Raw genomic sequence first — 25,289 nt, 5'->3', positions numbered from 1 at the left:
GCATGAAGATCGATGCAAGGGGTGGTCTGCGGCACATGGTCCTGGCGCTCGCGGCCCTGTGCTGCGGCGCGTCGTCGGCCCATGGCGTGTGGGTCGCGCAGCGCGCGGGCGAACTGGCCGTGGTACTCGGCGAAGGCGCGCTCGACGAGGCCTACGAGCCGCGGCAGCTGCGCGAGACGAAGGCCTTCACCGCCACCGGCGCGGCATCGCAGGTGCAGGTGTCGGCGCGTGCGCGCAACGCGGTGGTCGAGCCGGCGAAGGACGCAGCCGTGCTGTGGGTGGCGCTCGAGGACGGTTTCTGGTCGCAGGGCCGCGACGGCAAGTGGGTCAGCGGCTCGCGCCTGCAGGTGCCCGATGCGCGCAAGGCCGGGCACTACATGAAGTACGGCACGACCCTGCTCGCACCGGTCCGCCTGCCGTTCGCGCCGCTCGGTGCCGAGTTGGAGATCGTGCCGCTGGCCGATCCCTTCGCGCTGCGGCGCGGCCAGCGCCTCGCGGTGCGCGTGCTGTCGAAGGGCCGGCCGGTGGCGGGTGTCGAGGTGATCGGCGATTTCACGGGCCACACCGCGGGGCCGCGCGTGAAGACGGACCGCGCGGGCCGCGCCACGGTCACGCTGGGCAGCAGCGGTCTCAACGTGATCGCGGCCTCGCTGGTGCGCCCGCGCGGCGACAGGAGCGAGGCCGACGAGGACGGGCTCGAAGCCACCCTCGCGTTCGTGCTGCCGCGCGCCGGCCACTGAATCGCGCGGGGCCAGGTAGCCACAAGGCACTACAATGCGAAGGATTCCTATTTAGAAACAGAGGGCGGCAGCAGGTCTGCACGAGAAAGCGCATGGTGGTCGGCGAATCAGCCCTGCAGCGGGAGGTCCACGCGCTCTACAGCGATCACCACGGGTGGCTCTGCGGGTGGCTGCGGAGCCGGCTCGGCAACAGCTGCGACGCGGCGGACATCGCGCACGACACCTTCATGCGCGTGTGGACCGGCTACCGCGCCGATGCCATTCCGCCGCTGCGCGAGCCGCGCGCCTACCTCACGACCGTGGCGCGGCGCCTGATGGTCAATCACTTCGAGCGCCAGTCGCTCGAGCGCGCCTACCTGGCCTCGCTGGCCCTGCTGCCCGAGGCGCTGGTGCCCTCGGTCGAGGAACGCGCCATCCTGCTCGAAACGCTGCACGAGCTCGACGCCCTGCTCGACGAACTGCCGCCCCCGGTGCGCACCGCCTTCCTGATGTCGCAGCTCGAAGGCCTGTCCTACGACGAGATCGCCGCGCGGCTGAAGCTCAGCGTGCGCACCGTCACGCGCTACATGGCGCAGGGGTTCCGGCAATGCCTGCGGCTGATGCTGGCGCAGGGCGCGTGAGACCCGCGGGCGCCCCGGTCGATCCCCGGCTGCTCGACGAAGCCGCGCAGTGGCTCGCGCGCCTGCATGCCGGTCGCCCGAGCGCCGCCGACCTGCGGGGCTGCGAGGCATGGCGCAACCAGAGCCCCGAGCACCAGCGCGTCTGGCAGAGCGCCGAACAGTTGAGCCGCCGCTTCGGCGCGGTGCCCGCGGCCGTGGGCATGCCGGTGCTCGACCGGCGCCGGGACGCGGCCGGCCGGCGCGCGCTGCTGCGCACGGTGGCGCTGCTGCTCGGCGTGCCATCGGCTGCATGGATCGGCTATCGCACCCTGCCCTGGCAGGCGATCGGTGCGGACATCAGCACCGCCACCGGCGAGCGCAGGCACCTGACGCTGCCCGACGGCAGCGGGCTCGACCTCAACACCGCATCGGCCGTGAGCCTGGACTTCGACGACACGCAGCGGCTGCTGCGCCACCGGGCCGGGGAAATCCTGATCGAGACCGCGCCCGACCCGCGCCCCTTCCTCGTCCGGACCGCGCATGCCAGCCTGCGTGCGCTGGGCACGCGCTTCGTCGTGCGCAGCGACGACGCGCGCGGCCGGCTCAGCGTGCTGGAAGGCGCGGTCGAGATCCGGCCCGCGCGGGATCCCGGCGCACCCGTCATCGTGCCCGCGGGGCGCCAGGCCTTCTTCAGCGCGACGACCGTGTCGGCGCCGCGCGCGCTGGCGGCCGGCGCCGATGCCTGGGCCCGCGGCGTCCTCTACGCCGAGGAGATGCGGCTCGCGGACTTCGCGGCCGAGCTCGCGCGCTACCGCAGCGGCGCCCTGCATTGCGATCCGGCCGCGGCCGAGATCCGCGTCTCGGGTGCCTTCCAGCTCGACGACACGGACCGAATCCTGGAACTGCTGGCCCAGACCCTGCCGGTGCGCATCGAACCCAGAACACGCTATTGGGTGACCATCGCCGCGCGTTGACCGACCCCACCACCACCCCCCTTTGGCCCGCCACCCCGGCGGGTTCTTTTTTTTTGCGCCGCCCTGTCCGGTTTTCGCGGCTCGCCTGTCATGCAGGACGAGACCCGCTTTCAACGACCGACGACAGGACCCCTCTTCATGACCGAACGGCCCCGCCCTTCCGCTTCCCGAACCCTCCGCGCGGCGCCGCCGCGCCCGCTCGTGCGCAGCGTGCGCGGCGCGCTGTGCCTGCTCGGCCTGTGCGGCACGCTGGCCGCGCCGCTGGCGCGGGCCGCCGATCCCGCCGTGGCCCAGGCTCCCGCGCGCTACGACATTCCCGCCGGCCCGCTGGGCCCGGCGCTGCTGAATTTCGCGGGCCAGGCCGGCGTCAACCTCAGCATGGACCTGGGACGCACGCGCGGCCTCGCGACGCCGGGCCTGCGCGGCGCGTTCGCGGTGCAGGAAGGCTTCGACCGCCTGCTGGCCGGCAGCGGCCTGCGCACGCGCGCGCTGGGCGGCGGCAACTTCACGCTGGAGGCGGCCGATGCGGCGGCACCGGCCAGCCGTCCCACGCCTTCGGGTGCAGCAGCGCCGGCCGTCGAACCCGCGAGCCCGGGCGATGCGCTGGCACCGATCACGGTGACCGACCGCACGCAGAGCAACCTGATGGCGCCCACGCGCCAGGTCACGGTGATCGAGCGCCAGGAGCTCGAGGGCCTGCGCCAGGGTTCCGACAGCGTGGCCACCCTGCTGAGCAAGGTGGTGCCGGGCATGGCCGATTCCAGCCACACCATCACCGACTACGGCCAGACCCTGCGCGGGCGCAACATGCTGGTGCTGGTCGACGGCATCCCGCTCAACACCAACCGCGACTCCTCGCGCAACCTGGCCAACGTCAACCCGGCCGACGTCGAGCAGATCGAGGTGCTGCGCGGCAGCAGCGCGATCTACGGCAGCGGCGCGGCCGGCGGCATCGTCTCCATCCGCACGCGCCAGCCCGACGGGCAGACGCGCGCCGAGACCACCGTGACCGGCGTGACGCCGCTGTCGCGCATCGGTTCGGCGGGCTTCGGCGGCGAGGTGCAGCACTACTTCTCGGGCGCGGGCGAGAAGATCGACTACACGCTGAGCCTCGGCGCGCGCCGCGTCGGCGCCTCCTACGACGCGAAAGGCAACCGCATCGCGCCCGAGCCGAGCCAAGGCGACCTGTTCGACTCGAACATCTACAGCGCCTCGGCCAAGATCGGCTGGCGCATCGATGCGAACCAGCGGCTGCAGCTGTCCGCGAGCCACTACGACGCGAAGCAGGACACCGACTACGGCTCCGATCCCTCGGTGGCGAAGCTGCCCGCGGGCAGCGCCGCGGCTCGGCCGCTGCGCGGGCTGCAGCTGGCCGAGCAGAACCGCGTGAAGAACACGCTGGTGGGCGTCGACTACCAGCACCGCGACATCGCCGGCAGCTCGCTGGCCGCGCAGTTCTACTACCGCGACTTCTTCACCCGCTTCGCGCCCTTCGATGCGCGCGGCGTGTCGGTGCGCGGCGCCAACGTGGACCAGGTGACGCAGAACTCCGAGGTCTACGGCGGCCGGCTGACCATCAAGACGCCACTGGGCGCGGACAAGAAGACGCAACTGACCTGGGGCGCCGACTTCAACCAGGAGCGCAGCGACATGCCGCTGGACGTATTCGATCCGCGCCTGTACGACCTGAGCGGCGGCCTGCGCTTCCTCAAGACCGGCTCGCGCATCTTCATGCCGCCGATCACCACGCGCAGCCTCGGCGGCTTCGCCCAGCTGCAGCACCGTTTCGACGACCGGTGGTCGGTCGAAGGCGGCGTGCGCTACGACCGCGCGCGCACGCGCTTCGACAGCTTCGTGCCGCTGTCGCAATCGCGCGTGGCCAACCCGCGCCCGGTCAACGGCGGCGCGGTCGACTACAAGGGCTGGACCTACAACGCGGGCCTGGTCTTCAACCCGACCAAGGCGCACGACCTCTACCTGTCGTACAGCCAGGGCTTCGAACTGCCCGACATCGGCCTGCAGGTGCGCAATGCCACGCCGGCCTTCAACATCGCGGGCTCCGACCTGCAGCCCGTCAAGACCGACACCTTCGAGCTCGGATGGCGCGGCCGGTTCTCGAACGTGGTCGCGAACCTCGCGGCCTTCCAGTCGCAGTCGGACCTCGGCGCCGTGCAGAGCTTCAACAACGGGCTGAACCTGCTGCGCACCAAGGAGCGCATCCACGGCCTCGAAGGCGCGCTCGACTACTTCAGCGACGACGAGCGCTGGGCCCTGGGCGGCAGCTTCACCTGGATGAAGGGCCGCGAGCTGCCGCAGGGCGCCGCGCGCTACCAGGACATGACCGGCTACCGCATCCCGCCGCTCAAGCTGACGGCCTACGTCGAGTACAAGCCCGACGGCCGGTGGAGCCACCGGCTGCAGGCGACTTCGTATTCGGGCAAGGACTACCGTCTCGATGGCGTGAGCAGCTTCGGGCGCCGCGACACCAGCGGCTACACCACGGTCGACCTGATCAGCCGCTGGAAGATCGACGACAAGAACAACCTGGCGATCGGCGTGGAGAACCTCTTCAACCGGAAGTACTTCCCGCTCTACAGCCAGCTGCTTCGCAGCAACAACAACACGAGCCGCCTGCCGGCGCCCGGAGCGGTGCTGAAGCTGAGCTACACGCACCGCTGGTGAGGCGGTTCGGCGGCGACGCGAAGCTCAGTCGTCCCGCGCTTCGCGGCAGGCTTCGCACAGCACCTGCACTTCGACGGCCTCCACCGCGGCCGCCGGTACGTGGGCCTTGCAGGCATCGGCGATGAGCCGCGACAGCAGGCCCGTGCCCCGGAGGTCGACCCAGCGCCGGCAGCCGGTGCAGACCAGCCGGCCCGCGGCGTCGCAGGCATCGCTGTCGGGCAGGCTGTAGGTCGAGACGGCGCGGCCGTTGCGCTCCACCAGCAGGTGCTGGATCGCGCCCTCGGCCGCCAGCCGCTTGAGCGCCGAATAGATGGCCGACATGTTCATCGGCGTGCCCCGTTGCGTGAGCCTGCGGTGCAGGTCGCGTGGATGCAGGTTGCCGCCCTCGGACTCGGCCATGGCCGCGAGGATGCGCTCGTGCTGCAGCTGGTTGCGGTCGGTGACGCCGGAGTGCGGTCCGAACGCCGGATGGCGCAGGCCCGCCTTGCGGTTGACGAGGCGGGTCATCGCGTCGGGCTGCCACGACGGGCTCGTGGGTGGATTCATCATCGGGCTCCTGAAACCTTCGGCTCGCAGGCAGACACGGCCGGCGGGCAATGAAGCCCGCCGGCCACGCGCATCAGAACTTCGCGTTCAGCGACACGCGGAACGAGCGCGGCGCGCCCGGCGTGATGTTGGTGTTGCTGTTCGCGTTGAGGAAGTACTTGCGGTTGAACAGGTTCTCGACGTTCAGCTGCATCTGCACGTTGCGGTTGAGCGTGAAGAACACGGCCGCGTCGACGCGCGTGTAGCCCGGCAGCACCACGTTCGGGAACGGTGCCGCGTTGGTCACGATCTGCTCGCTCGACGCGAACATCTTGGCCTGGTGGATCACGCCCGCACCCGCGCCCCACATCGGCGTGAAGTCGTAGCGGTTCCACAGCGCGAAGGTGTGCTTGGGCACCTGGCCCACGCGCGCGCCCGCGCGGATCGTGGCCGAGGTGTCGGCCTTGAACTTGGCGTCGGTGTAGGAGTAGCCGCCCGAGACGCTCCAGGCTGGCGTGATGTTGCCGCTCAAGCCGAGCTCGAAGCCCTGGGTACGCTGGCCGTCGCTGAGGATGGTGCGCGCGCCGGTCGGGTCGGTGGGGTCGAGCACCACCACGTTGGAGCGGTCGAGGCGGTAGAGCGCGGCGGTGGCCGCGAGCGCGGGCAGCACGTCCCACTTGGCGCCGATCTCGTAGTTCTTGAACCTCTCGGGTTTGAGCGCCGACGAGCTCAGCGTGAGCGAGGACAGCTGGTCGCCCGCGCGCGGCTGGTAGGCGATGCTGTAGTTCGCGTACAGCGACAGCGGTTCGACCGGCTTGTAGATCACGCCCAGGCGCGGCGACACGAGGTCGTCGTTGGTCTTGAAGCGGTCGCCGTTGCGGTTGTTCTGGAAGTCGACGCGGAAGCGGTCGTAGCGCAGGCCCGCGATCAGCTGGAACTGCGGGCTCAGCTCGATCTGGTCCTGCACGTAGAGCGCCGCGACCTTGGCGGTGCCGCTGTTGTTGGCATCGGTGGCGGACTGGCGGTAGAACACCGGCGCATAGGTCGCCGGCAGCCACAGCGGCACGTTCACGCTGGTGGCCGTGTTGTTGAAGTAGCCGGTGTTGCGGAAGTTGTCGGTGTCCTGCTTGCCGATCTCCGCGCCCACGAGGAACTTGTGCTTCACCGCGCCGGTGTTCAGCGTGAAGCTGACGTCGGTCTGGTTGAAGAAGCTCTTGCGCGTGGTCGCGTTGTCGTAGGCGCTGATCGCCACCGTGGTGCCGAGCGCGTTGACCGCGCCGGGGAACACGTTGCGGTAGAACTTGTCCTGCTCGGACCAGCGCGTGCGGTTGCGCAGCACCACGCCGTTGTCGAACTCGTGCTCGACGAGTGCGTTGAAGGCATCGAGCGAGGACCAGGTCGGGCTGCCGGCCGCGTTGCCGAAGAAGGTCGAGGGATCGGTGACCACCGGCACGCCGCGGAACGAGGTGATGCCGCGGTCGGCGATGCGCTTGTCCTTGAAGTGCTCGTAGCCCAGCGTCACCAGCGTCTTCGCGCTCGGGCGCCAGCTCAGGGTCGGGTTGATGCCCGAGCGCTCGAGCCAGACGCCGTCGCGGTAGCTCTTGGAGTTCTCGTACAGGCCGTTGAGGCGGAACGACAGCTGGTCGTTGATCGGCTGGTTGATGTCCGCCGTCAGGCGGCGGTTGCTGTGCGAGCCCAGCGTGACCGAGGCGCCGTACGAAGGCGTCCACTCGGGCTGCTTGCTCACGCGGTTGATCAGCCCGCCGGTGGCGCCGCGGCCGAAGATCATCGCGTTCGGGCCCTTGAACACTTCCACGCGCTCGATGTTGTAGAGGTCGCGGTAGTACTGGACGTCGTCGCGGATGCCGTCGATGAAGAAGTCGCCGGTGGTGCTGATGCCGCGGAAGATCGGCGTCTCGCGGTTGCCCTCGCCCTGCGCGAAGCCCACGCCCGGCACGTAGCGCGCGGCCTCGGCAATGCTCTGCACCGCGCGGTCGCGCAGCTCGTCGCTGGTCACCACGCTGATCGACTGCGGCGTGTCGCGCAGCGGCGTGTCGGTCTTGGTGGCGGTGGTGCTGCGCTTGGCGGCATAGCCCTGCTCGGTGCCCGTGACGGTGATGGGCGGCAGCGAGTTGCTGCCGTCGGCGGTCTGCGACCAGGCGGTGGATGCGCCGAGGGCCAGGGTGGCGCCGGCGGCGAGCAGGTGAATCGCCCGGACGACGGCGCTGGGCGCGATCGCGGGTGCCATGCCCGGAAGGCGCGGGCTGCGTGACTTGTTCATTTGGAACTGATGAAGGGAAGAGAAGGCGCATTCGCGCCGGCTGCGAAAGAGCGCATCGCCGCTGCCACCTCCCCCTTCTGATCGCGGCCGCGAAAGAGGCGGAAATACGAACGATTCGCAATTTCGAGCAAATGTAGAAGCAGGTAGTAGTACTGTCAAGTGCTACTGATTCGGCGCGATGCGAGGCATCCAAGCCAGGTTCAAGGGAGATAAACGGAAGGTGTCGGCGCTGAAAGCCAAGGATCAGTAGTCTTCAGGAGAACTACTTTCGTGTTGGGGAAATGCCACGCAAGCGCGCACGGCCGCCCCTCCGGCGCGTCCCGGATCCAGACGAATCGGAGGGGTCAGGAGGGCTTGGTCGGGGTCTTCTCGACCCGCGCCGAGCGCACGCCGCTGATCTGGCCGCGCACGACCTTCCAGAAGTTCTTGGTGCCGTCGAGCAGGCGCCAGGCGTTCGAACGGTGCGCGAGCACGCCGACCTCGGGCAGCACGTCGCGCAGGTTCTTCAGGCCGAGGATCTTCAGGTACTTGCGCACGGTGGTCGGGCTGTGGATCAGCAGCACCACGCGCCAGCCGTAGTGACGCCCGAGCAGCAGCATGCCGATCGCGCTTTCGAGGTCGTCGAGGTCGCCGTTGAACTCGTCGACGGCCCGGTCGACGATGCTGAGGATTTCTTGATCGTTCACGGCCACGGCGATACCCCTGAGTGCTGCTGAGCGCTGTTTCTGTTGTCGAAGGCGCGACGGCAGTGTCGCACGCGGCCGTTCGAGGAGGGCCGTGCGATACTTTAACAATGAGAATCGTTGTCATCTCGACGCCGCGCGGATTCACCGATGTTTGACGCCTTCGTCATCACCCTGCGCGAGCTGGCCGAGCTGATCCTGATCGTGGGCTCGCTGCATGTCTGCCTGCGCGAGTCGCGGCGCTTCTCGCTGATCAAGTACGTCGGCTGGGGCCTAGGCCTGGGGCTGGCGCCCGCCGCGGCGCTGTCGGTGCTGCTGATGGACGCCTCCGTCGACCGCAACGTCAGCGCCGGCCTCAGCACCCTGATGGCGATCGGCATCCTGGTCATGGCCACGAGCATGGGCGCTTCGGTGCGGCAGATCCGCGGCCGCGTCCACCTGTTCCACGAAGCCTGGCTCGACAGCCCGGCCGCGCCCTTCCTGGTCGTGGCCTTCGTCGCGCTGTCGGCCTTTCGCGAATCGCTCGAGATCGCGGTCTTCGTGCGCGCGATCGGCGCGCGCGCCGGCATGCTGGATGCCGCGCTGGGCGTGCTGCTGGGCGTCGCCGCCACCGGGCTGCTGCTGCCCGCTTGGAAGTGGCTGCACCTGCGCGCGCGGCTGCTGCTGGCGTTCCGGGTCTCGGCGCTGCTGCTGGCCCTGCTCGCGATCCAGCTGCTGCTCTACAGCGTGGCCGACCTGCTGCGCATCCCCGAGCTGCGCGACGACGGCGTGGCCTGGGCGCTGACCGTGGCGCCCTTCTTCGAGGAGGGCGCGCGCCATGCCTGGCTGTGCGCCGTGCTGATGCTGCCGCCGCTCTACTGGGTGCTGCGCGGCTGGTGGTCGGAGACGGCCGCGCGCGTCGAGTAGTTCAGTCCGGCGTGCCCGCGCTGCAGCGGTTGCACGCGATCCACACCACGATGTCCTCCTTCGAGGCCACGGGCAGTCCCTGGTCGGCCCCGACCTTCGCGACCTGCTCGCGCAACTGGATGTCGTCGGCGACCACGCTGGCACCGCAGCTTCGGCACTGGAAGCGGATGCGCGACGAGGCGCGCTCCTCGCCATAGAGGTAGGTGAACACGGGTCGCCCGCGCACCTGCCGCACCCGCCGCTCGATCACCCGCTTCTTCTCGAGCAGCTGCAGCGTGCGGTACACGCGCGACACCGCGGCGGCATTCGATTCCTCGACCCCGCGCGGATAGAGCTCCTGGGCCGTGCAGGCCTGGCCCGCGTTCGACATCAGCCGGCCGAGGATCTGCAGGCGCTCGGGGTTGACGCGGATGTCCGCGTCCTCGAGGCGGCGCTGAATGGCGGCGTCGTCGAGCGTTGCTTCCCGGTATTTTTCAGCAGGCATGGGCATGGTCGATGGGGCTATACGGTGGCCGCCGCGGTGCGGCGCGCTCTCCAAAAGCATGATGCAGCGCAGTTGCAAAACTGCCGGACGGATTGAAAACAGCAGGTAAAGATGGCTGCATCCGCATGATCGGTTCAGCGCAGGCGGTCGGCGCGCAGCCGCTGCCGGTCGTCGGTCAGCGAGCGCGCCGCCAGGTAGACCGCGCCGGCGGCCGCCACGCCGCCGGCGCCGGTGAGCAGGAACAGCAGCAGGATCTGGTACTTCGCGGCCTCGACCGGGTCCATGCCCGCGAGCAGCTGGCCGGTCATGATGCCGGGCAAGGTGATCACGCCGGCCGCCGACATTTGGTTGACGATCGGGATCATCCCCTTGCGGATGGACGAGCGGATCAGCGCCGCCATCGCCTGGTGAATGGTCGCGCCCAGCGCGAGCCGGGCCTCGATGCGCGCCCGCCCCTCGGTCACGCCTTCGAAGAAACTGTCGAGGCCCAGGCTGGCCGAATTGAGCACGCTGCCGAGCACGATGCCCATCAGCGGGATCGCATAGCGCGGGTCGTACCAGGGCTGCGGCCGGATCGCGGTCATCAGCGCCAGCACCACCGTCGCCACGCTCGACACGCCCACGGCCGCCGCGCCGATGCCGAAGTTGCCGCCGCCGCGCAACCGGTGCGCGGGCCGCACCGCCACCTCGCGCGCCGCGGCCAGGATCATCAGCAGCACGATGGCCAGGGTGGCGCCCGGCGAAGCCGCCGCGAACACGAAGCGCAGCACCAGCCCCACCAGCAGCAGCTGCACCACCATGCGCGCGGCCGCCCACAACACCTGCCGATGCAGTTGCAGCCCCAGCAGCAGCGAGGCGAGCGCGTTCAGCAGCACCAGCACCGTGGCCAGCACCAGGTCGGTGGCGTCGAGATGGATGGGGCTCATGCGACGCTCCCCGCCGGCTGCAACCGGCCCGCGTTCAGTTCGAGATGACGTGCCGCGACGCGCGCGGCCTGCTCGTGCGAATGCGTGACCCAGAGCAGCGTCAGCCCCGCGGCCTGTTCGCGCGCCAGCAGCGCTTCGACCGCGAGCGTGGTGGCGGGGTCGAGCGAGGCGGTGGGTTCGTCGAGCAGCAGCACCACGGGGCGATGCGCGAGCGAGCGCAGCAGGGCCAGCCGCTGGCGCTCGCCGGTCGACAGCCGTGCGATGTCGGCCTGCAGCACGTCGCGCGGCAGGCTCAGCTCAGCGATCCATCCCGCGAGCTCGCCGCGATCGAGGCCGGCCGGGAAGTGCTCGGCCACGCCCATGCCCCACCACGCCGGCTCCGCCGCCTGGTAGATCACGCGCCGGCGCCATTCGGGGCCCGACAGCGTCGCGCGATCGATGCCGTCGAGCACCACGCGGCCCTCGCCCGGGTCGAGGTCGGCCACCAGCCGCAGGAACACGCTCTTGCCCGAGCCCGAGGGACCGAGGATGGCGATGCATTCGCCGCGCGCGGCCTGCAGCGCGATGGGGCCGACATGCAGCGCACGCAGGCCCTCGATGGACAGGTGGGCCGGGCCGGGGGCGGAAGGACGGGAAAGCTCGGGCATGCGCGAAAGAATGGCCAAAGCCCCGAGCTTGCCGATCAAGCTGAACGGCGGCTGAAGCGCCGCCTCCGCGCGCGCCTTCTCAGTACACGTCGCGCCGGTAACGCCCCTCGGCGATCAGGTCGTCGAGCGTGGCACGCCCCAGCGCGGCCTCGAGCGCCTCGTCCACGCCCGCGGCCATGCCGTGCAGGCTGCCGCAGACGAAGATCGCGGCGCCCTCGCCCACCCAGCGGCGCAGGTCGCCCGCATGCTCGCGCAGGCGGTCCTGCACGTAGATGCGCGGCGCATGGTCGCGCGAGAACGCGAGGTCGACGCGCTCGACCTGGCCCCCGGCCTGCCAGTGGCGCAGCTCGTCCATGAAAAAGGCGTCGCGCGCCAGCTGGCGTTCGCCGAACACCAGCCAGTTGCGCCGGTGGCCGCGCTCGATGCGCTCGCGCAGGTGGCCGCGCAGGCCGGCATAACCCGAGCCGTTGCCGACGAAGATGCAGGGGCGGTCGTCGGCCACGGGCGCGAAGCCGGGGTTGGCGAGCAGGCGCAGCGGCACCTGGGCCATCAACGGCGCATGCGCAGTGAGCCAGCCCGAGGCAATGCCGAGGCCCTGCTCATGGCGCGCCTGCCGCACGAGCAGCCGCAGATGGCCCTCCGAGGGCAGGCTCGCGATCGAATAGCGGCGCGTGGCCAGCGGCACCAGCGCATCGACCAGCGCCTGCGCATCGAGGCCTTGCACCAGCGACTGCGGCGCGGGCACGGCACTGCGGGCCAGGGCTTCGGCGAGCGTGCAGTGCCGGCCCTGGAACACGACCGGTGCATCCGCGGTCCAGGGTGTCGCGCGCAACAGGGCCGCTACCGTGTCGGCCGCGAGCCGCGGCTGCAGTTCGGCCAAGGCGCCGGGCCGCCACGCAGCGGCCGCTTCGGGCGGCGCGGCGAGTTCGATCTCGTAGAGCGGCGCGCCCAGGCTGCCGGGATTCAGCAGCCGGCGCGCGCTCAAGGTCCAGGCTTCGAACGCGGGCGCTAGCGGTTCATCGGCCAGCGCCTCGGCCGGCCCCGCATCGGCGCCGCGCAGCGCCACCAGTTGCCGGCGCCAGCGCGCAAGCGCGGCCGTGTCGCCGTTGTCGACCTCGATCATCGGAAACAGCGACTGCGCGCCCGCCGCCACCAGCGCATGGTCGAGCGCATGGCCGAAGCCGCAGAAGCGCGCGTAGTGCCGGTCGCCGAGCGCCAGCAGGCCGTAGCGCAGGTGCGCGAGCGCATCGCCACCGACCTGCACCAGCCGCTGCGCGAAGCGCCGCGCCGCGTCGGGCGGGCCGCCCTCGCCGAAGCTGCTGGCCACCAGCAGCAGGCGCTGGTGATGGCGCAGTTGCTCGGGGTCGAGCCGCGCGAGCGAGGCCACGGTCACGCGCAAGCCGCCGGCCTCGAGCGCGGCGGCGCTGCGCAGTGCGATGCCCTCGGCCGTGCCCGACTGGCTCGCGAAGGCCACGAGCACGCCTTCTGGCGCTGTCGCGCCATCTGCCGACGGCCGCCCTGCCCCAGCGGCAAGCGCTGCGCGTTCCGCGGCCACCGCGCGCTTCTTGCGCCGGCGGTCGAGGTAGAGCATCCAGCCCGTGACGGTGAACACCGGCAGCATCAGCGCCGCCAGCATCATCGCGATGCGTCCCGGCAGCCCGAAATAGGTGCCCATGTGCAGCGGATAGATGGCGGCCAGGAAGCGGCCGCCCAGAGGCTTGGCGTCATGGCGCTCATCCTGCGCGACCTCGCCGCCCGGCAGGCGCACCGTCATGCGGTTGCGCGCGCGCTCGTGGGCCGGATGCGCATCGAGCCAGGTGAACAGCACCGTGGGCGCGGCGCCCGTGGGCACGCGCAGGATGACCTCGCTCCAGCCGCTCGCGGCGGCCTGGCGCTGGAACGTGGCCCAGGCGGGCGCCACGTCGACCGCGCCGGCGTCGTCGCGCTGCATGTTGCGCACGCGCGGCGCATTGCGTGCCTGCGCTGGCGCGCGCGGCTGGCCCGCGAAGGCATCGACGCGGTCGCGCACGGCGTCGAAGGCCCAGTAGACGCCGGTGGTGGTGAACACCAGGTACATCAGCAAGGCGCAGGTGCCGGTCACCGAATGCAGCCCCCAGAGAAAGGGCCGGCCCTTGAGCGCCGGGTCGAAGGTCAGCCACGCGCGCCAGTCGAGCGGCCGCCGCGGCCAGCGCAGGTACAGGCCCGAGAGCGCCAGCACGAACAACCCGATCGCCAGCACGCCGGCCGCGACGCGGCCCGGCTCGCGCGGCAGCAGCAGCCAGCGGTGCAGCGTCTCGACCCATTCGAAGAACTCGGCGCCCACCAGCGGCGGCAGCGGCCGGCCCGCATAGGGATCGAGGTAGACGGTGTCGCCGCGGCGCTCGCCGGGGCGCGGCGCGAAGATCACGCGCGCCGCGGCGCCGGGTTCGGCGAACAGCGCGAGCGTGCCGACCTGGCGGCCGGGAAAGGCCTCGCGCACGGCCGCGAGCAGCTGCGGTGGCGCGAGCGCTTCCTTGTCCTGCACCGCCACATGGCGACCACCGGGATTGAGCGCGTCGATCAGCTCCTCGCGGAACGACAGCACCGCGCCGCTGAGCCCGATCACGAGCAGCACGCTGCCCGCCGTGATGCCCAGCAGCCAGTGCAGCTGGAACCAGGCCTGGCGCCATGTCGGCATCGTCATTCAGCGCGCTCCCGCGGCCCAGTCCACGGCCGCGTCGAAGAGTGCGCGACCGGCCGGTGCCAGGTTGGTGAAGCCGTCGTTGCCGAGGAAGACCATCACGCGGCGCGCGGGCGCGAGCGACTCGTAGTCCATGGTGGCGCCTTTCTCGTAGCCGAAGATGGCCGCCTTCTCGGGCTGGCCGTAGAGGGTGGCGATGGTGGTGGCGCCGAGTCCGGGCCGGCCCCAGCTCATGCCGGCCTGGCGCACATACACATTGGCCACGCCGGCCGGCAGGCCCGCACCCATCGGATGCGGCGCGTTCACCAGCCAGAGGTAGCGCTCCTTCGCGGCCTCGCCGAAATCGACGTCATGGCGCTTGCCCGTCATCGCGAGGTCGTCGAGCAGGTCGTTCTCCCAGGTCAGCAGCGGCACCGGCAGCTGGCGCCAGCCCGGATGCACGTCCTTCGCGGCCACGGTCGACGAGATCACGACCAGCTCGGCGCCCGCCGCCGCGGCCGGCCCCACCGCCTGGTCGAGCACGGCGACCGCGAAGCCGCGCGTGCCCAGGTGCTGCGCGACCTGCTCGTCGACCGCCGCGTTCGGGCTGCCGCGCTGCACCAGCAGCACGAGCTTGCGGCCGGGTGCCGGCTGTGCGCCGGCCGTGCCGGCCAGTCCCGCGGCAAGCGGCATGGCGAGCCGCAGCAGTGCGGACCGGCGATCGATGGAAGCGGCGTCCTTCATGCCTAGAACTCGAAGGTGGTGAGCAACGACACCTGGCGCGCGTCGCCCATGGAGATGAAGTAGGTGTTCGCGGCCGAGGGGTAGTAGGTCTTGTCGAACAGGTTCTTCACGTTGAGCTGGAACTTGACCTTGCGGCCGTGGATGCGCGTGTCGTAGGTGGCGAAGGCATCGGCGGTGGTGTAGCCCGGCAGCACGAAGCTGTTGGCCGAGTCGCCGGGCCGCTTGCCCACGTAGTGCACGCCGCCGCCCACGCGCAGCCGGCCCTCGGCGCCGAAGACCTGGCCGAAGTCGTACACGGCCGACAGCGACGCGGTCTGGCGCGCCACGTTCCACAGGCGGTTGCCGGCGTACAGCGGGTCTTCGGTGGTCTTGGCGTCGATGTAGGCGTAGCTCGCAATCGCGCTCCAGTTCCTGCCGAGCTCGCCGGCCACGTCGAGCTCGAGGCCGCGCGAACGCGCCGCGCCCGAGGTGCGCCAGTCGGTCAGCTTGGTCACGTCGTTGAACTGCGAGACCAGCACGTTCTTCTTGCGGATGTCGAACAGCGCCACGGTGCCGGTGAGGCCGCCGGCCAGGTCGAGCTTGGCGCCGAGCTCCCACGACTTGCCCTGCTCGGGCGCCACCGAGGCATCGACGATGTAGCCCGAGGACAGCGGCGCGATGGTCGAGGTGGGCTTGAGCGACTCGGTGTAGCTGCCGTAGAGCGACAGGCTGTCGCTCCACTTGTAGACCAGCCCCACGCGCGGCAGCACCTTGGAGCCGTCGGTGTCGGTGTTGGCCTTGAACGGACGGCCGCGGCCCGCGGTCTGCGACCACGCCTGGTAGCGCAGCGCGGCCACCGCGATCCAGCGCTCGCCGAGATGGATCGAGTCCTGGAAGAAGAAGGACTGGTTGTGCAGCTTGTCGGTCTGGTCGCTGTCGCTGGCCGACACGGTGGCCGAGGGGAACTCGAGGCCGTAGACCGGGTTGAGGTAGCTGAAGCTGCGCGTGACGGCCTGGCGCAGCAGGTCGGCGCGGTAGATCTTGCGGTACTCGGCGTCCCAGCCGAACTGCAGGTCGTGGCGCATGCCGCCGAGTTCGACGCGGCCGTCGACATAGGCGGTGGCGTAGCTGTCAGTGCTCAGCGCGCCGTGCGTGGCGTCGTTGCTGCGCGTGAGCGTGCCGCGCGTGGTGTTGAGGCCGGTGATGCGCAGCTGGTTGGCGTCGTAGGTCTCGCGGTTGTAGCTGAGGTTCAAGTGGCCGGCCCAGCCGCCGCCGAACTGGTGGTCGACCGAGAGCTGGGCCAGGTGGCTCTCGCCGCGCATCTCGTTCCAGGGCTCGTCCAGGCGTCGGGTCTTGGGCAGGTCCAGCGGGCTCTTGGTGCGCGGGTCGAGCGCGGTGCCGCGGTCGAAGGGCGTCACGAACTTGCGGTACTCGTACCAGAGCACGGCCTGCGTGTCATCGCCATACCAGGCCAGCGAGGGCGCGACCAGCGTCTCGCGGTGGGTGCCGAAGTTGCGCCAGTAGTCCTCGTCGACGCGGTCGACGATCAGCCGGTAGGCCAGGCCGTTCTCGCCGATGGGGCCGGTGGTGTCGAGCGTCTGGCCGCTGCCGTTGCGCCCGCCCGCGTAGCCCGAGGCGCCCAGCGACAGCGCGGTGCGCTGGGTCAGTTGCGGCTTCTTGCTGACCACGTTGATCACGCCGCCCGGGTCCATCAGGCCGTAGAGCAGCGAGGACGGGCCCTTGAGCACCTCCACGCTCTCGGCCGCGGCGTTGAGGCCGCGGCCCTGCACCAGCGGCATGCCGTTGTGCATGATCGAGCCGTCGCGGTTGCCGCCGAAGCCGCGCTTCATCAGCGTGTCCTGCGTGCTGGCCAGGGTGTTGCCCTGGTTGATGCCGCTGACGTTGGCGAGCGCATCGTCGATGTTGCGCGGGCGCTGGTCGCGGATCACCTGCGCGGGCACCACGTTGACCACCTGCGGGATCTCGAGCACCGGCGCGGTGGTGCGCAGGGTCGAGGCGTCGGGCGTGGGCTGGTAGCGGTCGTCGGCGTCGCCGGGAACGGGTGCCGCGCGCGCCACCACGCGCACCGCGGGCAGCGCGCCGGTGCCCTCGATCACGCCGGGCTCGGCCTGCGCGCTCGCCGAGCGACGCAGGATGAATTCGCCGGCACCACCCTCGACCGCCTCGAGGCCCGTGCCCGCGAGCAGCGTGGCGAAGCCGGCCTGCACCGTGAAGCTGCCGTCGAGGCCGCGCGAGTTCAGGTCCCGGGTGTGGGCGGGATCGAAGGACAGCGCCACGCCGGCCGCGGCCGCGAAACGGCCCAGCACCGCGGCCAGCGGGCCGGGCTCGATGCGGTAGGCGCGTGCGGCGCCGGGCGCGTTGGCGCTCGCGGCGGGCCGGGCCGGCTCGGCGGCCAGCGCCGCGACGGGCATGGCGGCCGCCAGCGCCAGCAGGCACAGCAACGCCTTGGAGACGGGGGTGGGTGAGGACGGGTGCGCGTGCATGGGATTCCTTCGGCAGAACTGCAATCCATGGCGCTCGCCATGGTTCTCAGGAGGAAGGCCGAACGAAATCGGAAAAGATGAAAGGCGGCGGAAGATTTTTTGCGCGGGCCCTGGATGCAGGAATCAGGCCGGCACCAGCGAGACCCAGTAGCGCGTGAGGCTGGCCACGCGCACCGGGAAGCTGCGCGCGATCACCGACAGCGCCCTGTCGGTGTCGTGGATCGGAAAGGCGCCCGACACCTTGAGGTTCGCCACCGCCGGATCGCAGGCCAGCCGGCCGCGCCGGTAGCGTGCGAGTTCGGCCACCACTTCCTGCAGCGTCCAGTCGTTGACGACCAGGCTGCCCTGGGCCCAGGCGGCCGAGGCCGCGTCGGCCGCCTGCGGCACGCCCACGCCGTCGCTGCCGATGTCGACCTGCTGGCCGGCCTGCAGCCGCAGCGCGCGTTCGGGCGCATTCGCGGCCCGGACCTCGACCGCGTCGTCGAGCACCGTGACGCGCGTGATGCCGCCCTCGCTGCGCACGGTGAAGCGGGTGCCGAGCGCGAGGATGCGGCCCTGCGCGGTCTCGACCAGGAAGGGGCGCGCATCGTGGCTGCCGGGCATGCGGTGGCGCGCGGTCTCCGCGAGCAGCTCGCCCTCGCGCAGCCGGACCAGCCGGCGCGTGCCGTCGAACACCACGTCGACCGCGCTGCGCGTGTTGAGCAGCAGGCTCGAGCCGTCGGCGAGGTCGATGCTGCGCTGCTCGCCAGTGCCGGTGCGGTAGTCGGCCAGCAGCGCGGGCCAGCTCCCGCCCCCATCGGCCACCTGCCACGACAGGTAGCCGAGCGCGCCGCCCGAGGCCACCAGCGCGACGCCGCGCAGCAGGCGCCGGCGGTCGGTGCGCGCCGCGCCGGCCGCGCGCAGGGTCGAGGCGGCGATGTGGCCGGGCACGCGCTGCAGCGTGGCCTGCATCGCCTCGAGCTTTTCCCAGGCACGGCGGTGTTCCGCATGCGCGCGGTGCCAGCGGCGCCAGGCCTCGTGGTCGGCCGGCGTGGCCTCGCCCGAGCACAGCTGCGCGTACCAGGCGATCGCCTCCTTGCGCACGCGGGCCTCGTGGCCGGCGGGCAGGCCGATGTCGCCGGCCGGCGAATCGAGTTCGAATGCGCTCATGGCGCGAGCAGGTAGCAATGCTCGAGCGCCTTGAGCATGTAGTTGTTGACCGTGCGCACCGTCACCTGCAGCCGCTGCGCGATCTGCGCATAGGTCAGGCCCTCGAGCTGCGAGAGGATGAAGGCCTGGCGGATCGCGGGCTTCATGCCGTCGAGCATGGCGTCGATCGCGCTCAGCGCCTCCAGCACGATCGCGCGCTCTTCGAGCGAGGGCGATTGCGGCTCGGGCAGCGCGGCCAGGGTCTCGAGGTAGGCGCGTTCGAGCGCGCGGCGGCGGTGGAAGTCGACCACCAGCCCGTGGGCGATGGTCGCGAGGTAGGCGCGCGGCTCGGCGGCGGCCACCGGCTCCTTCTTGCCGAGCACGCGGACGAAGGTGTCCTGCGCGAGGTCGGCCGCGTTGTGCGGGCAGCCCAGCTTGCGGCGCAGCCACCCCTGCAGCCACCCGTGGTGGTTGCTGTAGAGCGATTGCACTTCGTGCGGAGGCACGAACTCGGCGGCCGACATGGCATCTCCCCGCAGCGACTGGCTGCGCTCAGGATTTAATACGAATGGTTCTCAATTTTAGCAGTCGACTTCAGGCCTGGGTCCGGCCCAGTTTGAAGTTGCAAACGATTCGCAATTAGAATCAAACGCTTACACCCGCACCGACGCCACGCCGCCCGTGTCGCACAAGCACTCCATCGACTCCCCGCTGATCGCCGCGCTCGTGAGCCACTACGAAGAACTGGTGGACCACGTGCGGCGCCTGAGCTTCGGCCGTGGCGAGCGCGGCGCCGCGCGCGAGATCGTGCACGAGGTCTGCGCCGACCTGATCGAGACGCCGCCGCGCACGCCAATCCACACGCCGCTGGCCTTCCTGCGCATCCTCTCCAAGCGCCGCGCGGTCGACCGCTGGCGCGCCGAGCGCAGCCGTGACGCGCTGATCGAGCTGATGGCCGAGCCGCCCGAGGCGCTCGACCTGCACGAGCCGGCGCGCATCGTCGCCGCGCGCGAGGGCATCGAGGTGTTGGCCGAGGCCATCGCGTCGCTGCCGCAGCGCTGCCGCGAGGTGTTCGTGATGCACAAGGTGCACGAGCTGCCGCAGGCCGAGGTGGCGGCGCACCTGGGCATCTCGGTCAAGGCGGTCGAGAAGCATCTGCGCCGCGGCATGGAGGCCTGCGCCCGCGCGCTGGTGGATTTCCATGGCTGAGCGTCGCGACGCATCGCCGCGTGTCCTCGCTGGCGAACCTGTCGGCGTGCCGCTCGCGCCCCCCGGCGGCGCCGCGCTCGACGAGGCGCTCGACGCCGGCCGCGACACGCTCAAGGCCCTGTTCCCGCTGCCGCCGGCGCGCGCCAAGGCCGCGCCGCGGCGCACCGGACGCACGGTGGGCGCGGCGCTGGCGCTGGTCTTCGCCATGCTGGCCTGCCTCTGGGTGCTCGACCCGGCCTACCGCCACGAGCAGTTCGCCAGCGCCGTCGGCGAGCGCCGCCAGGTCGAGCTGACCGACGGCTCCCGCCTGACGCTCGACACCGGCACCGAGCTCGCGGTGTCGTGGCACCTGCGCAGCCGCCGCGTCGAGCTGCGCCAGGGGCGCGCGCGCTTCGCCGTCGCCAAGGCCGTGGTGCGGCCCTTCGAGGTCGACGCGGGCCGGGCCCAGGTGCGCGTGGTGGGCACGGTGTTCGACGTGCGCCGCGATCCGGCCGAGGTGCAGGTGGTGGTGTACGAGGGCAAGGTCGAGGTGCGGCGCGCCGGCGAGGCGCAGGCCGCGCTGGTGACGCCGGGCCGCGCGCTGCGCGTCGGCAACGACAGCGGCAACGGCCAGCCCGCCGCGGCGCAGCCGGTCGACATCGATGCCGAGGGCGGCTGGCAACAGGGCCGGCTGGTCTTCAGCCGCACGCCGCTGTCGCAGGCACTGGCCGAGATGCAGCGCTACCGGCGCGAACCGGTGCGGCTGCGCGAGGACCCGGCGCGCCCGATCGGCGATCTCGCGCTCTCGGGCACCTTCGACAGCGCCCAGACCGACCGCGCGCTCGAGCTGCTGCCGCGCATCCTGCCGGTGCAGGTCGCGCGCCTGCCCGACGGCACGGTCGAGGTGCGGGCGCGCTGAGCTCGGAAAATTTCTTCGCCGCGAGGTAGGGTTGGCCGCGGCCGGATCCGACAGACCTTCAGAGAGCCCATCACTTTCCGAAGGAACCGACCCCGTGAGCCGCCCTACCGCCCGCATTGCCGGGCTTCTTCGCCAGACCCGGCACCAGATCGTCCTGCCGCTGCAACTGCGCGGCCCCTTCCCGCGCCGTGCCGCGCTGGCCTCGGCCTGCGCGCTGGTCGCCTGCATGGCGCAGGCGCAGGCCGTGCGCCATGCGCTCGACCTGCCGGCCGCCCCGCTCGAGCGCTCGCTCAACGAGCTCGCGCGCCTGACCGGCGTGCAGGTGCTGTTCGCCTCCTCGCTGACGCAAGGGCGCAATGCGCCCGCGCTGCGCGGCAGCTTCAGCGCGCAGGAGGCGCTCGACCGGCTGCTGCAGGGCACGGGCCTGTCGGCGCGGCCGCAGGGCGGCCAGGCCTTCACCGTCGAGCCGGCCTCGCCCGCGGCCGCCGCCGGTGCCGGTGCCGCGCTGCCCGAGATCCGCGTCACGGCCGATGCCGGCCGCGAGAACCCGCTGGGCCCGCCCGTGCGCTTCGCCGCCACGCGCAGCGCCACCGCGACCAAGTCCGACACGCCGCTGCTCGAGGTGCCGCAGACCGTCAACGTCGTGACCGCGCGCGAGATCGACGCCCAGGGCGCGCAGAACCTCGGCCAGACCCTGCGCTACACGGCCGGCGTGCTGTCGGAGACCTTCGGCGCCACCTCGCAGTTCGACATCTACACCCAGGTGCGCGGCTTCCGTCCCGACCTCTACCTCGACGGCGTGCAACTGCCCTACGGCGCCGCCGGCAGCGGCTTCGCGAGCGCGGTGGTCGATCCCTACGTGCTCGAGCGCGTCGAGGTGCTCAAGGGGCCGTCGTCGGGCCTCTATGGCCAGAGCGGCCCCGGCGGCATCGTGAACATGGTGAGCAAGCGCCCGACCGAGACGCCGCAGCGCGAGATCGAGCTGCAGGCCGGCAGCTTCGGGCGCAAGCAGGTCGCGGCCGACCTCAGCGGCCCGCTCAACGCCGAGGGCACGCTGCGCTACCGGCTGGTGGCGCTGGCGCGCGAGGCGGGCACGCAGGTCGACTTCGTCGACAACGACCGCCGGCTGATCGCGCCCTCCATCACCTGGCAGCCCGACGCGCGCACCAGCTTCACGCTGCAGGCCTACCACCAGACCGAGCGCAACGCCCACACGCTGTTCAACTACCTGCCGATCCAGGGCACGCTGCGGCCCAACATCAACGGCCGCCTGCCGTTCGAGCGCTACGCGGGCGAACCGGACTTCGACCGCCTCAGCCGCGACCAGAGCTGGCTCGGCTACAGCTTCGAGCACCGCTTCAGCGACACCGTGAGCTTCCGCCAGAACATGCGCGCCGCGCGCACCGAGTTCGAGGGCCGCGCCATCACCATCCTGCAGACCGGCGGCCTGCTGCCCGACCAGCGTACCTTGCGTCGCACCGCCGCCAACACCGCGGCCAATGCCAGCACCTTCAGCATCGACAACCAGCTCGCGCTGCGCTTCGACACTGGCTCCGTGCGCCACGATGCCCTGATCGGCATCGACCACCGCCGCGAGATCGGCGACTTCGATTTCGGCCGCCGCGCCGCGCCCAGCCTCGACGTCTATGCGCCGGTCTACGGGCAGCCGATCGTCGACCCCGGCTTCAACCTCAGCAACACCACGTCGCGGCTCGAACAGACCGGCCTGTACTTCCAGGACCAGATGCGTCTGGGCGGCTGGATCGCCACGCTGGGCCTGCGGCACGACGATGCCAAGACCCGCACCGTGAACCGGCGCGCCAGCACCGCCACGCAGCAGAGCGACAGCAAGACCACCGGCCGCATCGGCCTGGGCTACCTGTTCGACAACGGCATCGCGCCCTATGTGAGCTATGCGACCTCGTTCCAGCCGGTGTCGGGCAGCAGCTTCGGCGGCGTGCCCTTCCAGCCCACCACCGGCAAGCAGGTCGAGGCCGGCCTCAAGTACCAGCCGGCCAGCGGCATCGGCCTGTTCACCGCCTCGGCCTTCGAGCTCACCGAGCAGAACCGCGTCACGCCCGACCTCGCGAACACCGGCTTCAACGTGCAGACCGGCGAGGTGCGCGTGCGCGGCCTCGAGCTCGAGGCCAAGACCGAGCTGATCCCGGGCCTGAACCTCACGGCCGCCTACGCCTGGCTGCACCACCGCATCACGCGCAGCAACACGCCCTCGGAAGTGGGCGCGCGGCTCTACGGCACGCCCGACCACCAGGGCTCGCTGTGGCTCGACTACGAACTGCAGCGCGGCGCCCTCGCGGGCCTGGGCCTGTCGGCCGGCGTGCGCCGCATCGGCGCCACCTTCGACGCCAGCAACCTCTACCGCATGCCGGCCTACACGCTGGTCGACATCGGCCTGCGCTACGACCTGGGCCGCGCCAGCCCCTCGCTGCGCGGCGCGCGCCTGAGCCTCACGGCCTCGAACCTCGCCGACCGCTACTACATCTCCACCTGCAACACCACCTCGGGCTGCACCCTGGGCAACCGCCGCACGGTGATCGCCTCGCTGAGCTACCAATGGTGAGCCAGGCCCGGCTTCGGCTGTGGTCCGCGGTACACCGCTGGACCAGCCTGATCGCGACCACCCTGCTGCTGCTGACCTGCGTCACCGGGCTGCCGCTGATCTTTCACGACGAGATCGAGGACTGGCTCGACCCGCCGCCCGCGCGCCAGCAGCCGGCCGCCGACGCCGTCGCGCCCGCGCTCGATGCGCTGGTGGCGCGCGCGCTCGCGGCGCATCCCGGCCACGTGGCGGTGTCGCTCGGCTTCTCGCGCCCCGCGCCGGGTTCCACCGAACCGCCCACGGTCGTGATCGCCACCGGCCCCGATCCGCAGGCGCCGTTCGCGCAACTGCGCCGCCACACCTTCGACCTGCGCGACGGCACCTTGCTGCAGTTGCCGCCGCCGCGCACCGGCGGCTTCATGGACACCGTGCTCGAGCTGCACAAGAACCTGCTCGCGGGCCTGCCGGGCGCGCTGCTGCTCGGCGCCATGGGCCTGCTGCTGGTGGCCTCGGTGGTCTCGGGCGTCGTGGTCTACGGGCCCTTCATGCGCAAGCTGCGCTTCGGCACCGTGCGTGCCGGCCGGCGCGCGCGCTGGCTCGACCTGCACAACCTGGTCGGCATCGGCATCGCGGCCTGGTTGCTGGTGGTGGGCACCACCGGCGCGATCAACACGCTGCACGACCCGATCGCCGCGCACTGGCGCGCCGAGGTGCTGCCGCAGATGACCGGGCCCTACCGTGGCCTGCCGCCGCCCGGGCGGATCGGCTCGATCGATGCCGCCGTCGCCACCGCGCGCGCCGCGGCGCCGGGCATGGAGGTGCAGTCGGTGTTCCTGCCGGGCACGAACTTCGCCACGCCGCATCACTTCGGCGTCTACCTGCGCGGTGCCACGCCGCTGTCGATGCGCATCCTCAAGCCCGCGCTGGTCGACGCGGCCACCGGGACCTTGAGCGACATCCGCGAGATGCCGTGGTACGTGAAGGCGCTGTTCGTCTCGCAGCCGCTGCACTTCGGCGACTACGGCGGGCTGCCGATGAAGTGGATGTGGCTGGTGCTGGACCTGCTCGCGATCGCCGTGCTGGTGAGCGGCCTGTACCTGTGGGCCGTACGGCGGCGTCGCGTCGCGGAGGTGCCGCCATCGCGTCCGCGCGGCGAGTCCGAGGCCGCCACCGAAGGCAGCCCCTCGACCTGGCGCATGCCGAAGCTGCTCGCGCTGTGCATCTGCGCGGGGCTCGGCGTGGCCTGCGTCACGACCGACGCGGCGCTCAAGTGGGCGGCCGACCTCGCGTTGGCGATCCCGCTCGCGGTGGTCTTCTGGTTCGTGCTGCGCGGGCTGCGCAGGTAGCGGACCGCGGGGCCGTTTTCAGGTGCGCGCCGCCGCCTGGGCCTCCAGGCGGTCCGCGACCTCCCTGAGCGCCGCCAGCGGCGAGGCCCGCAGCCGCTGAACGACCGCGGCCAGGTAGTGCTTCGGCGCGGTGTCCGGAATGCGTTCGAACCAGCGCACTGCCGTGTCGATCTCGCCCTGCTCGGCCAGCATGCTCGCGTGGCTGCAGCACCCGCGAAAGTCGCCGGCCTCGGCCGACGCCCGATAGAGCGCGCGGGCCCAGTCCCGGTCCCGCGGCACGACGAGGCCGTCCTCGTGGTAGCGGCCGAGCATGTTCATCGAACGCGCATGCCCGAGCGCCGCCGCGCGCCGGTACCAGTCGAAGGCCGCGGCGTGGTCCAGCGCGATGCCGCGCCCCGTCGCCAGCAGGTTGGCGAGGTTGTACATGCCCCAGTCGAGGCCGAGCTCGGCGCTCGCGCGGTAGGCGCTCGCCGCGCGCTGCGGATCGGGCGCGGTGCCCCAGCCATGCTCGAAGCAGCGTCCGAGCATGTTGGCCGCCATCGGATGGCGCTGCTCGGCCGCGCGCTGGAACCAGGCGAAGGCCGAGGCCTCGTTGCGCGCCACGCCGCGGCCACCGAGCAGCCATTGCCCGAGCACTGCCTGCGCTTCGGCATGCCCCGCATGGGCAGCCGCCGACAGCCAGGTCGCGGCGCGCTCGGGCGGGCCGGCGAGCAGCGCGTCCCACTGCGCGCGCGTCAGGGTGTTGAGCGCGCTCGCGTTGGGGAACACGAACGCGGGGGATGCGCCTTCGCTGCTCACGCTCGTCGTCGCATCAA

General features: G+C 71.5%; 21 protein-coding genes. 9 read left to right on the top strand and 12 right to left on the bottom strand.

The features are described 5' to 3' along the window. Positions 1-2: 2 nt before the first annotated feature. From AC07RV_RS02710 to AC07RV_RS02695, 4 genes are all read left to right on the top strand, one after another. Positions 3-740 (top strand): DUF4198 domain-containing protein, encoded by a 738-nt coding sequence (locus tag AC07RV_RS02710; protein WP_296782200.1) that lies wholly within the window; start codon positions 3-5, stop codon positions 738-740. A 92-nt stretch (positions 741-832) separates the two neighbouring features. Then, the gene (locus AC07RV_RS02705) at positions 833-1,360 is read left to right on the top strand and encodes a sigma-70 family RNA polymerase sigma factor (protein ID WP_296782198.1); all 528 of its coding nucleotides are present in this window, start codon (positions 833-835) and stop codon (positions 1,358-1,360) included. Further along, positions 1,357-2,313, top strand: a complete 957-nt coding sequence (locus tag AC07RV_RS02700; protein WP_366929011.1) for a FecR domain-containing protein — start codon at positions 1,357-1,359, stop codon at positions 2,311-2,313. Before AC07RV_RS02705 ends, AC07RV_RS02700 begins: the two co-directional genes overlap by 4 nt. A gap of 138 nt (positions 2,314-2,451) precedes the next feature. Further along, complete coding sequence (locus tag AC07RV_RS02695; protein WP_296782194.1) at positions 2,452-4,995, top strand: TonB-dependent receptor; 2,544 nt, start codon at positions 2,452-2,454, stop codon at positions 4,993-4,995. Positions 4,996-5,019: 24 nt separating this feature from the next. On the opposite strand, the gene AC07RV_RS02690 is transcribed toward AC07RV_RS02695, so the two are convergent. The 3 genes from AC07RV_RS02690 to AC07RV_RS02680 all read right to left on the bottom strand — a co-directional run bounded on the left by AC07RV_RS02690 (position 5,020) and on the right by AC07RV_RS02680 (position 8,487). Further along, complete coding sequence (locus AC07RV_RS02690) at positions 5,020-5,541, bottom strand: hypothetical protein (protein WP_296782192.1); 522 nt, start codon at positions 5,539-5,541, stop codon at positions 5,020-5,022. A 73-nt stretch (positions 5,542-5,614) separates the two neighbouring features. Further along, on the bottom strand, positions 5,615-7,801 hold the full coding sequence (locus AC07RV_RS02685) for a TonB-dependent receptor (RefSeq protein ID WP_296782190.1): 2,187 nt from the start codon (positions 7,799-7,801) through the stop codon (positions 5,615-5,617). Between the two features lie 344 nt (positions 7,802-8,145). Next, on the bottom strand, positions 8,146-8,487 hold the full coding sequence (locus AC07RV_RS02680) for a hypothetical protein (RefSeq protein WP_093350187.1): 342 nt from the start codon (positions 8,485-8,487) through the stop codon (positions 8,146-8,148). A 147-nt stretch (positions 8,488-8,634) separates the two neighbouring features. Here AC07RV_RS02680 and AC07RV_RS02675 point away from each other — a divergent pair, with 147 nt between their 5' ends. After that, positions 8,635-9,390: an FTR1 family protein gene (locus AC07RV_RS02675; protein ID WP_296782187.1), complete on the top strand. Its 756-nt coding sequence runs from the start codon at positions 8,635-8,637 to the stop codon at positions 9,388-9,390. A gap of 1 nt (position 9,391) precedes the next feature. Here the strand turns inward: AC07RV_RS02675 and AC07RV_RS02670 are convergent, their stop codons facing one another. The 8 genes from AC07RV_RS02670 to AC07RV_RS02635 all read right to left on the bottom strand — a co-directional run bounded on the left by AC07RV_RS02670 (position 9,392) and on the right by AC07RV_RS02635 (position 18,985). Continuing rightward, the gene (locus tag AC07RV_RS02670; RefSeq protein WP_296782185.1) at positions 9,392-9,874 is read right to left on the bottom strand and encodes a transcriptional repressor; all 483 of its coding nucleotides are present in this window, start codon (positions 9,872-9,874) and stop codon (positions 9,392-9,394) included. 134 nt (positions 9,875-10,008) lie between these two features. After that, positions 10,009-10,800, bottom strand: a complete 792-nt coding sequence (locus AC07RV_RS02665) for an ABC transporter permease (RefSeq protein ID WP_208511771.1) — start codon at positions 10,798-10,800, stop codon at positions 10,009-10,011. Further along, positions 10,797-11,447, bottom strand: a complete 651-nt coding sequence (locus AC07RV_RS02660) for an ABC transporter ATP-binding protein (protein WP_296782183.1) — start codon at positions 11,445-11,447, stop codon at positions 10,797-10,799. The genes AC07RV_RS02665 and AC07RV_RS02660 overlap by 4 nt, the downstream gene beginning before the upstream one ends. Before the next feature lie 79 nt (positions 11,448-11,526). After that, entirely contained in the window at positions 11,527-14,124 is a 2,598-nt protein-coding gene (locus AC07RV_RS02655) for a sulfite reductase flavoprotein subunit alpha (RefSeq protein ID WP_296782520.1), read from the bottom strand. Positions 14,125-14,130: 6 nt separating this feature from the next. After that, positions 14,131-14,850, bottom strand: a complete 720-nt coding sequence (locus AC07RV_RS02650) for a hypothetical protein (RefSeq protein ID WP_444814371.1) — start codon at positions 14,848-14,850, stop codon at positions 14,131-14,133. 2 nt (positions 14,851-14,852) lie between these two features. Continuing rightward, positions 14,853-17,333 (bottom strand): TonB-dependent siderophore receptor, encoded by a 2,481-nt coding sequence (locus tag AC07RV_RS02645; protein ID WP_296782181.1) that lies wholly within the window; start codon positions 17,331-17,333, stop codon positions 14,853-14,855. Positions 17,334-17,456: 123 nt separating this feature from the next. Then, entirely contained in the window at positions 17,457-18,482 is a 1,026-nt protein-coding gene (locus AC07RV_RS02640) for a FecR domain-containing protein (RefSeq protein ID WP_296782179.1), read from the bottom strand. Beyond that, a complete protein-coding gene (locus AC07RV_RS02635) occupies positions 18,479-18,985 on the bottom strand; it encodes a sigma-70 family RNA polymerase sigma factor (protein ID WP_208510176.1) in 507 nt (168 codons plus the stop codon). Before AC07RV_RS02635 ends, AC07RV_RS02640 begins: the two co-directional genes overlap by 4 nt. A gap of 157 nt (positions 18,986-19,142) precedes the next feature. Here AC07RV_RS02635 and AC07RV_RS02630 point away from each other — a divergent pair, with 157 nt between their 5' ends. From AC07RV_RS02630 to AC07RV_RS02615, 4 genes are all read left to right on the top strand, one after another. Next, the gene (locus AC07RV_RS02630) at positions 19,143-19,670 is read left to right on the top strand and encodes an RNA polymerase sigma factor (RefSeq protein ID WP_296782176.1); all 528 of its coding nucleotides are present in this window, start codon (positions 19,143-19,145) and stop codon (positions 19,668-19,670) included. Between the two features lie 46 nt (positions 19,671-19,716). Beyond that, positions 19,717-20,568: a FecR family protein gene (locus AC07RV_RS02625; RefSeq protein WP_296782174.1), complete on the top strand. Its 852-nt coding sequence runs from the start codon at positions 19,717-19,719 to the stop codon at positions 20,566-20,568. 94 nt (positions 20,569-20,662) lie between these two features. Beyond that, on the top strand, positions 20,663-23,149 hold the full coding sequence (locus AC07RV_RS02620) for a TonB-dependent siderophore receptor (RefSeq protein ID WP_296782172.1): 2,487 nt from the start codon (positions 20,663-20,665) through the stop codon (positions 23,147-23,149). Further along, positions 23,143-24,474 carry a PepSY-associated TM helix domain-containing protein gene (locus AC07RV_RS02615; RefSeq protein WP_296782170.1) on the top strand — a complete coding sequence of 444 codons (1,332 nt, stop codon included), beginning with the start codon at positions 23,143-23,145 and terminating at the stop codon, positions 24,472-24,474. The genes AC07RV_RS02620 and AC07RV_RS02615 overlap by 7 nt, the downstream gene beginning before the upstream one ends. Positions 24,475-24,492: 18 nt before the next feature. Here the strand turns inward: AC07RV_RS02615 and AC07RV_RS02610 are convergent, their stop codons facing one another. Beyond that, a complete protein-coding gene (locus AC07RV_RS02610) occupies positions 24,493-25,272 on the bottom strand; it encodes a tetratricopeptide repeat protein (protein WP_444814431.1) in 780 nt (259 codons plus the stop codon). Positions 25,273-25,289 lie beyond the last annotated feature (17 nt).

The sequence above is a fragment of the Variovorax sp. GW821-FHT09B01 genome (genome assembly GCF_059418345.1).
Note: the sequence above shows the minus strand (reverse complement) of the source record. Positions and strands in the feature narration are given on the sequence as shown.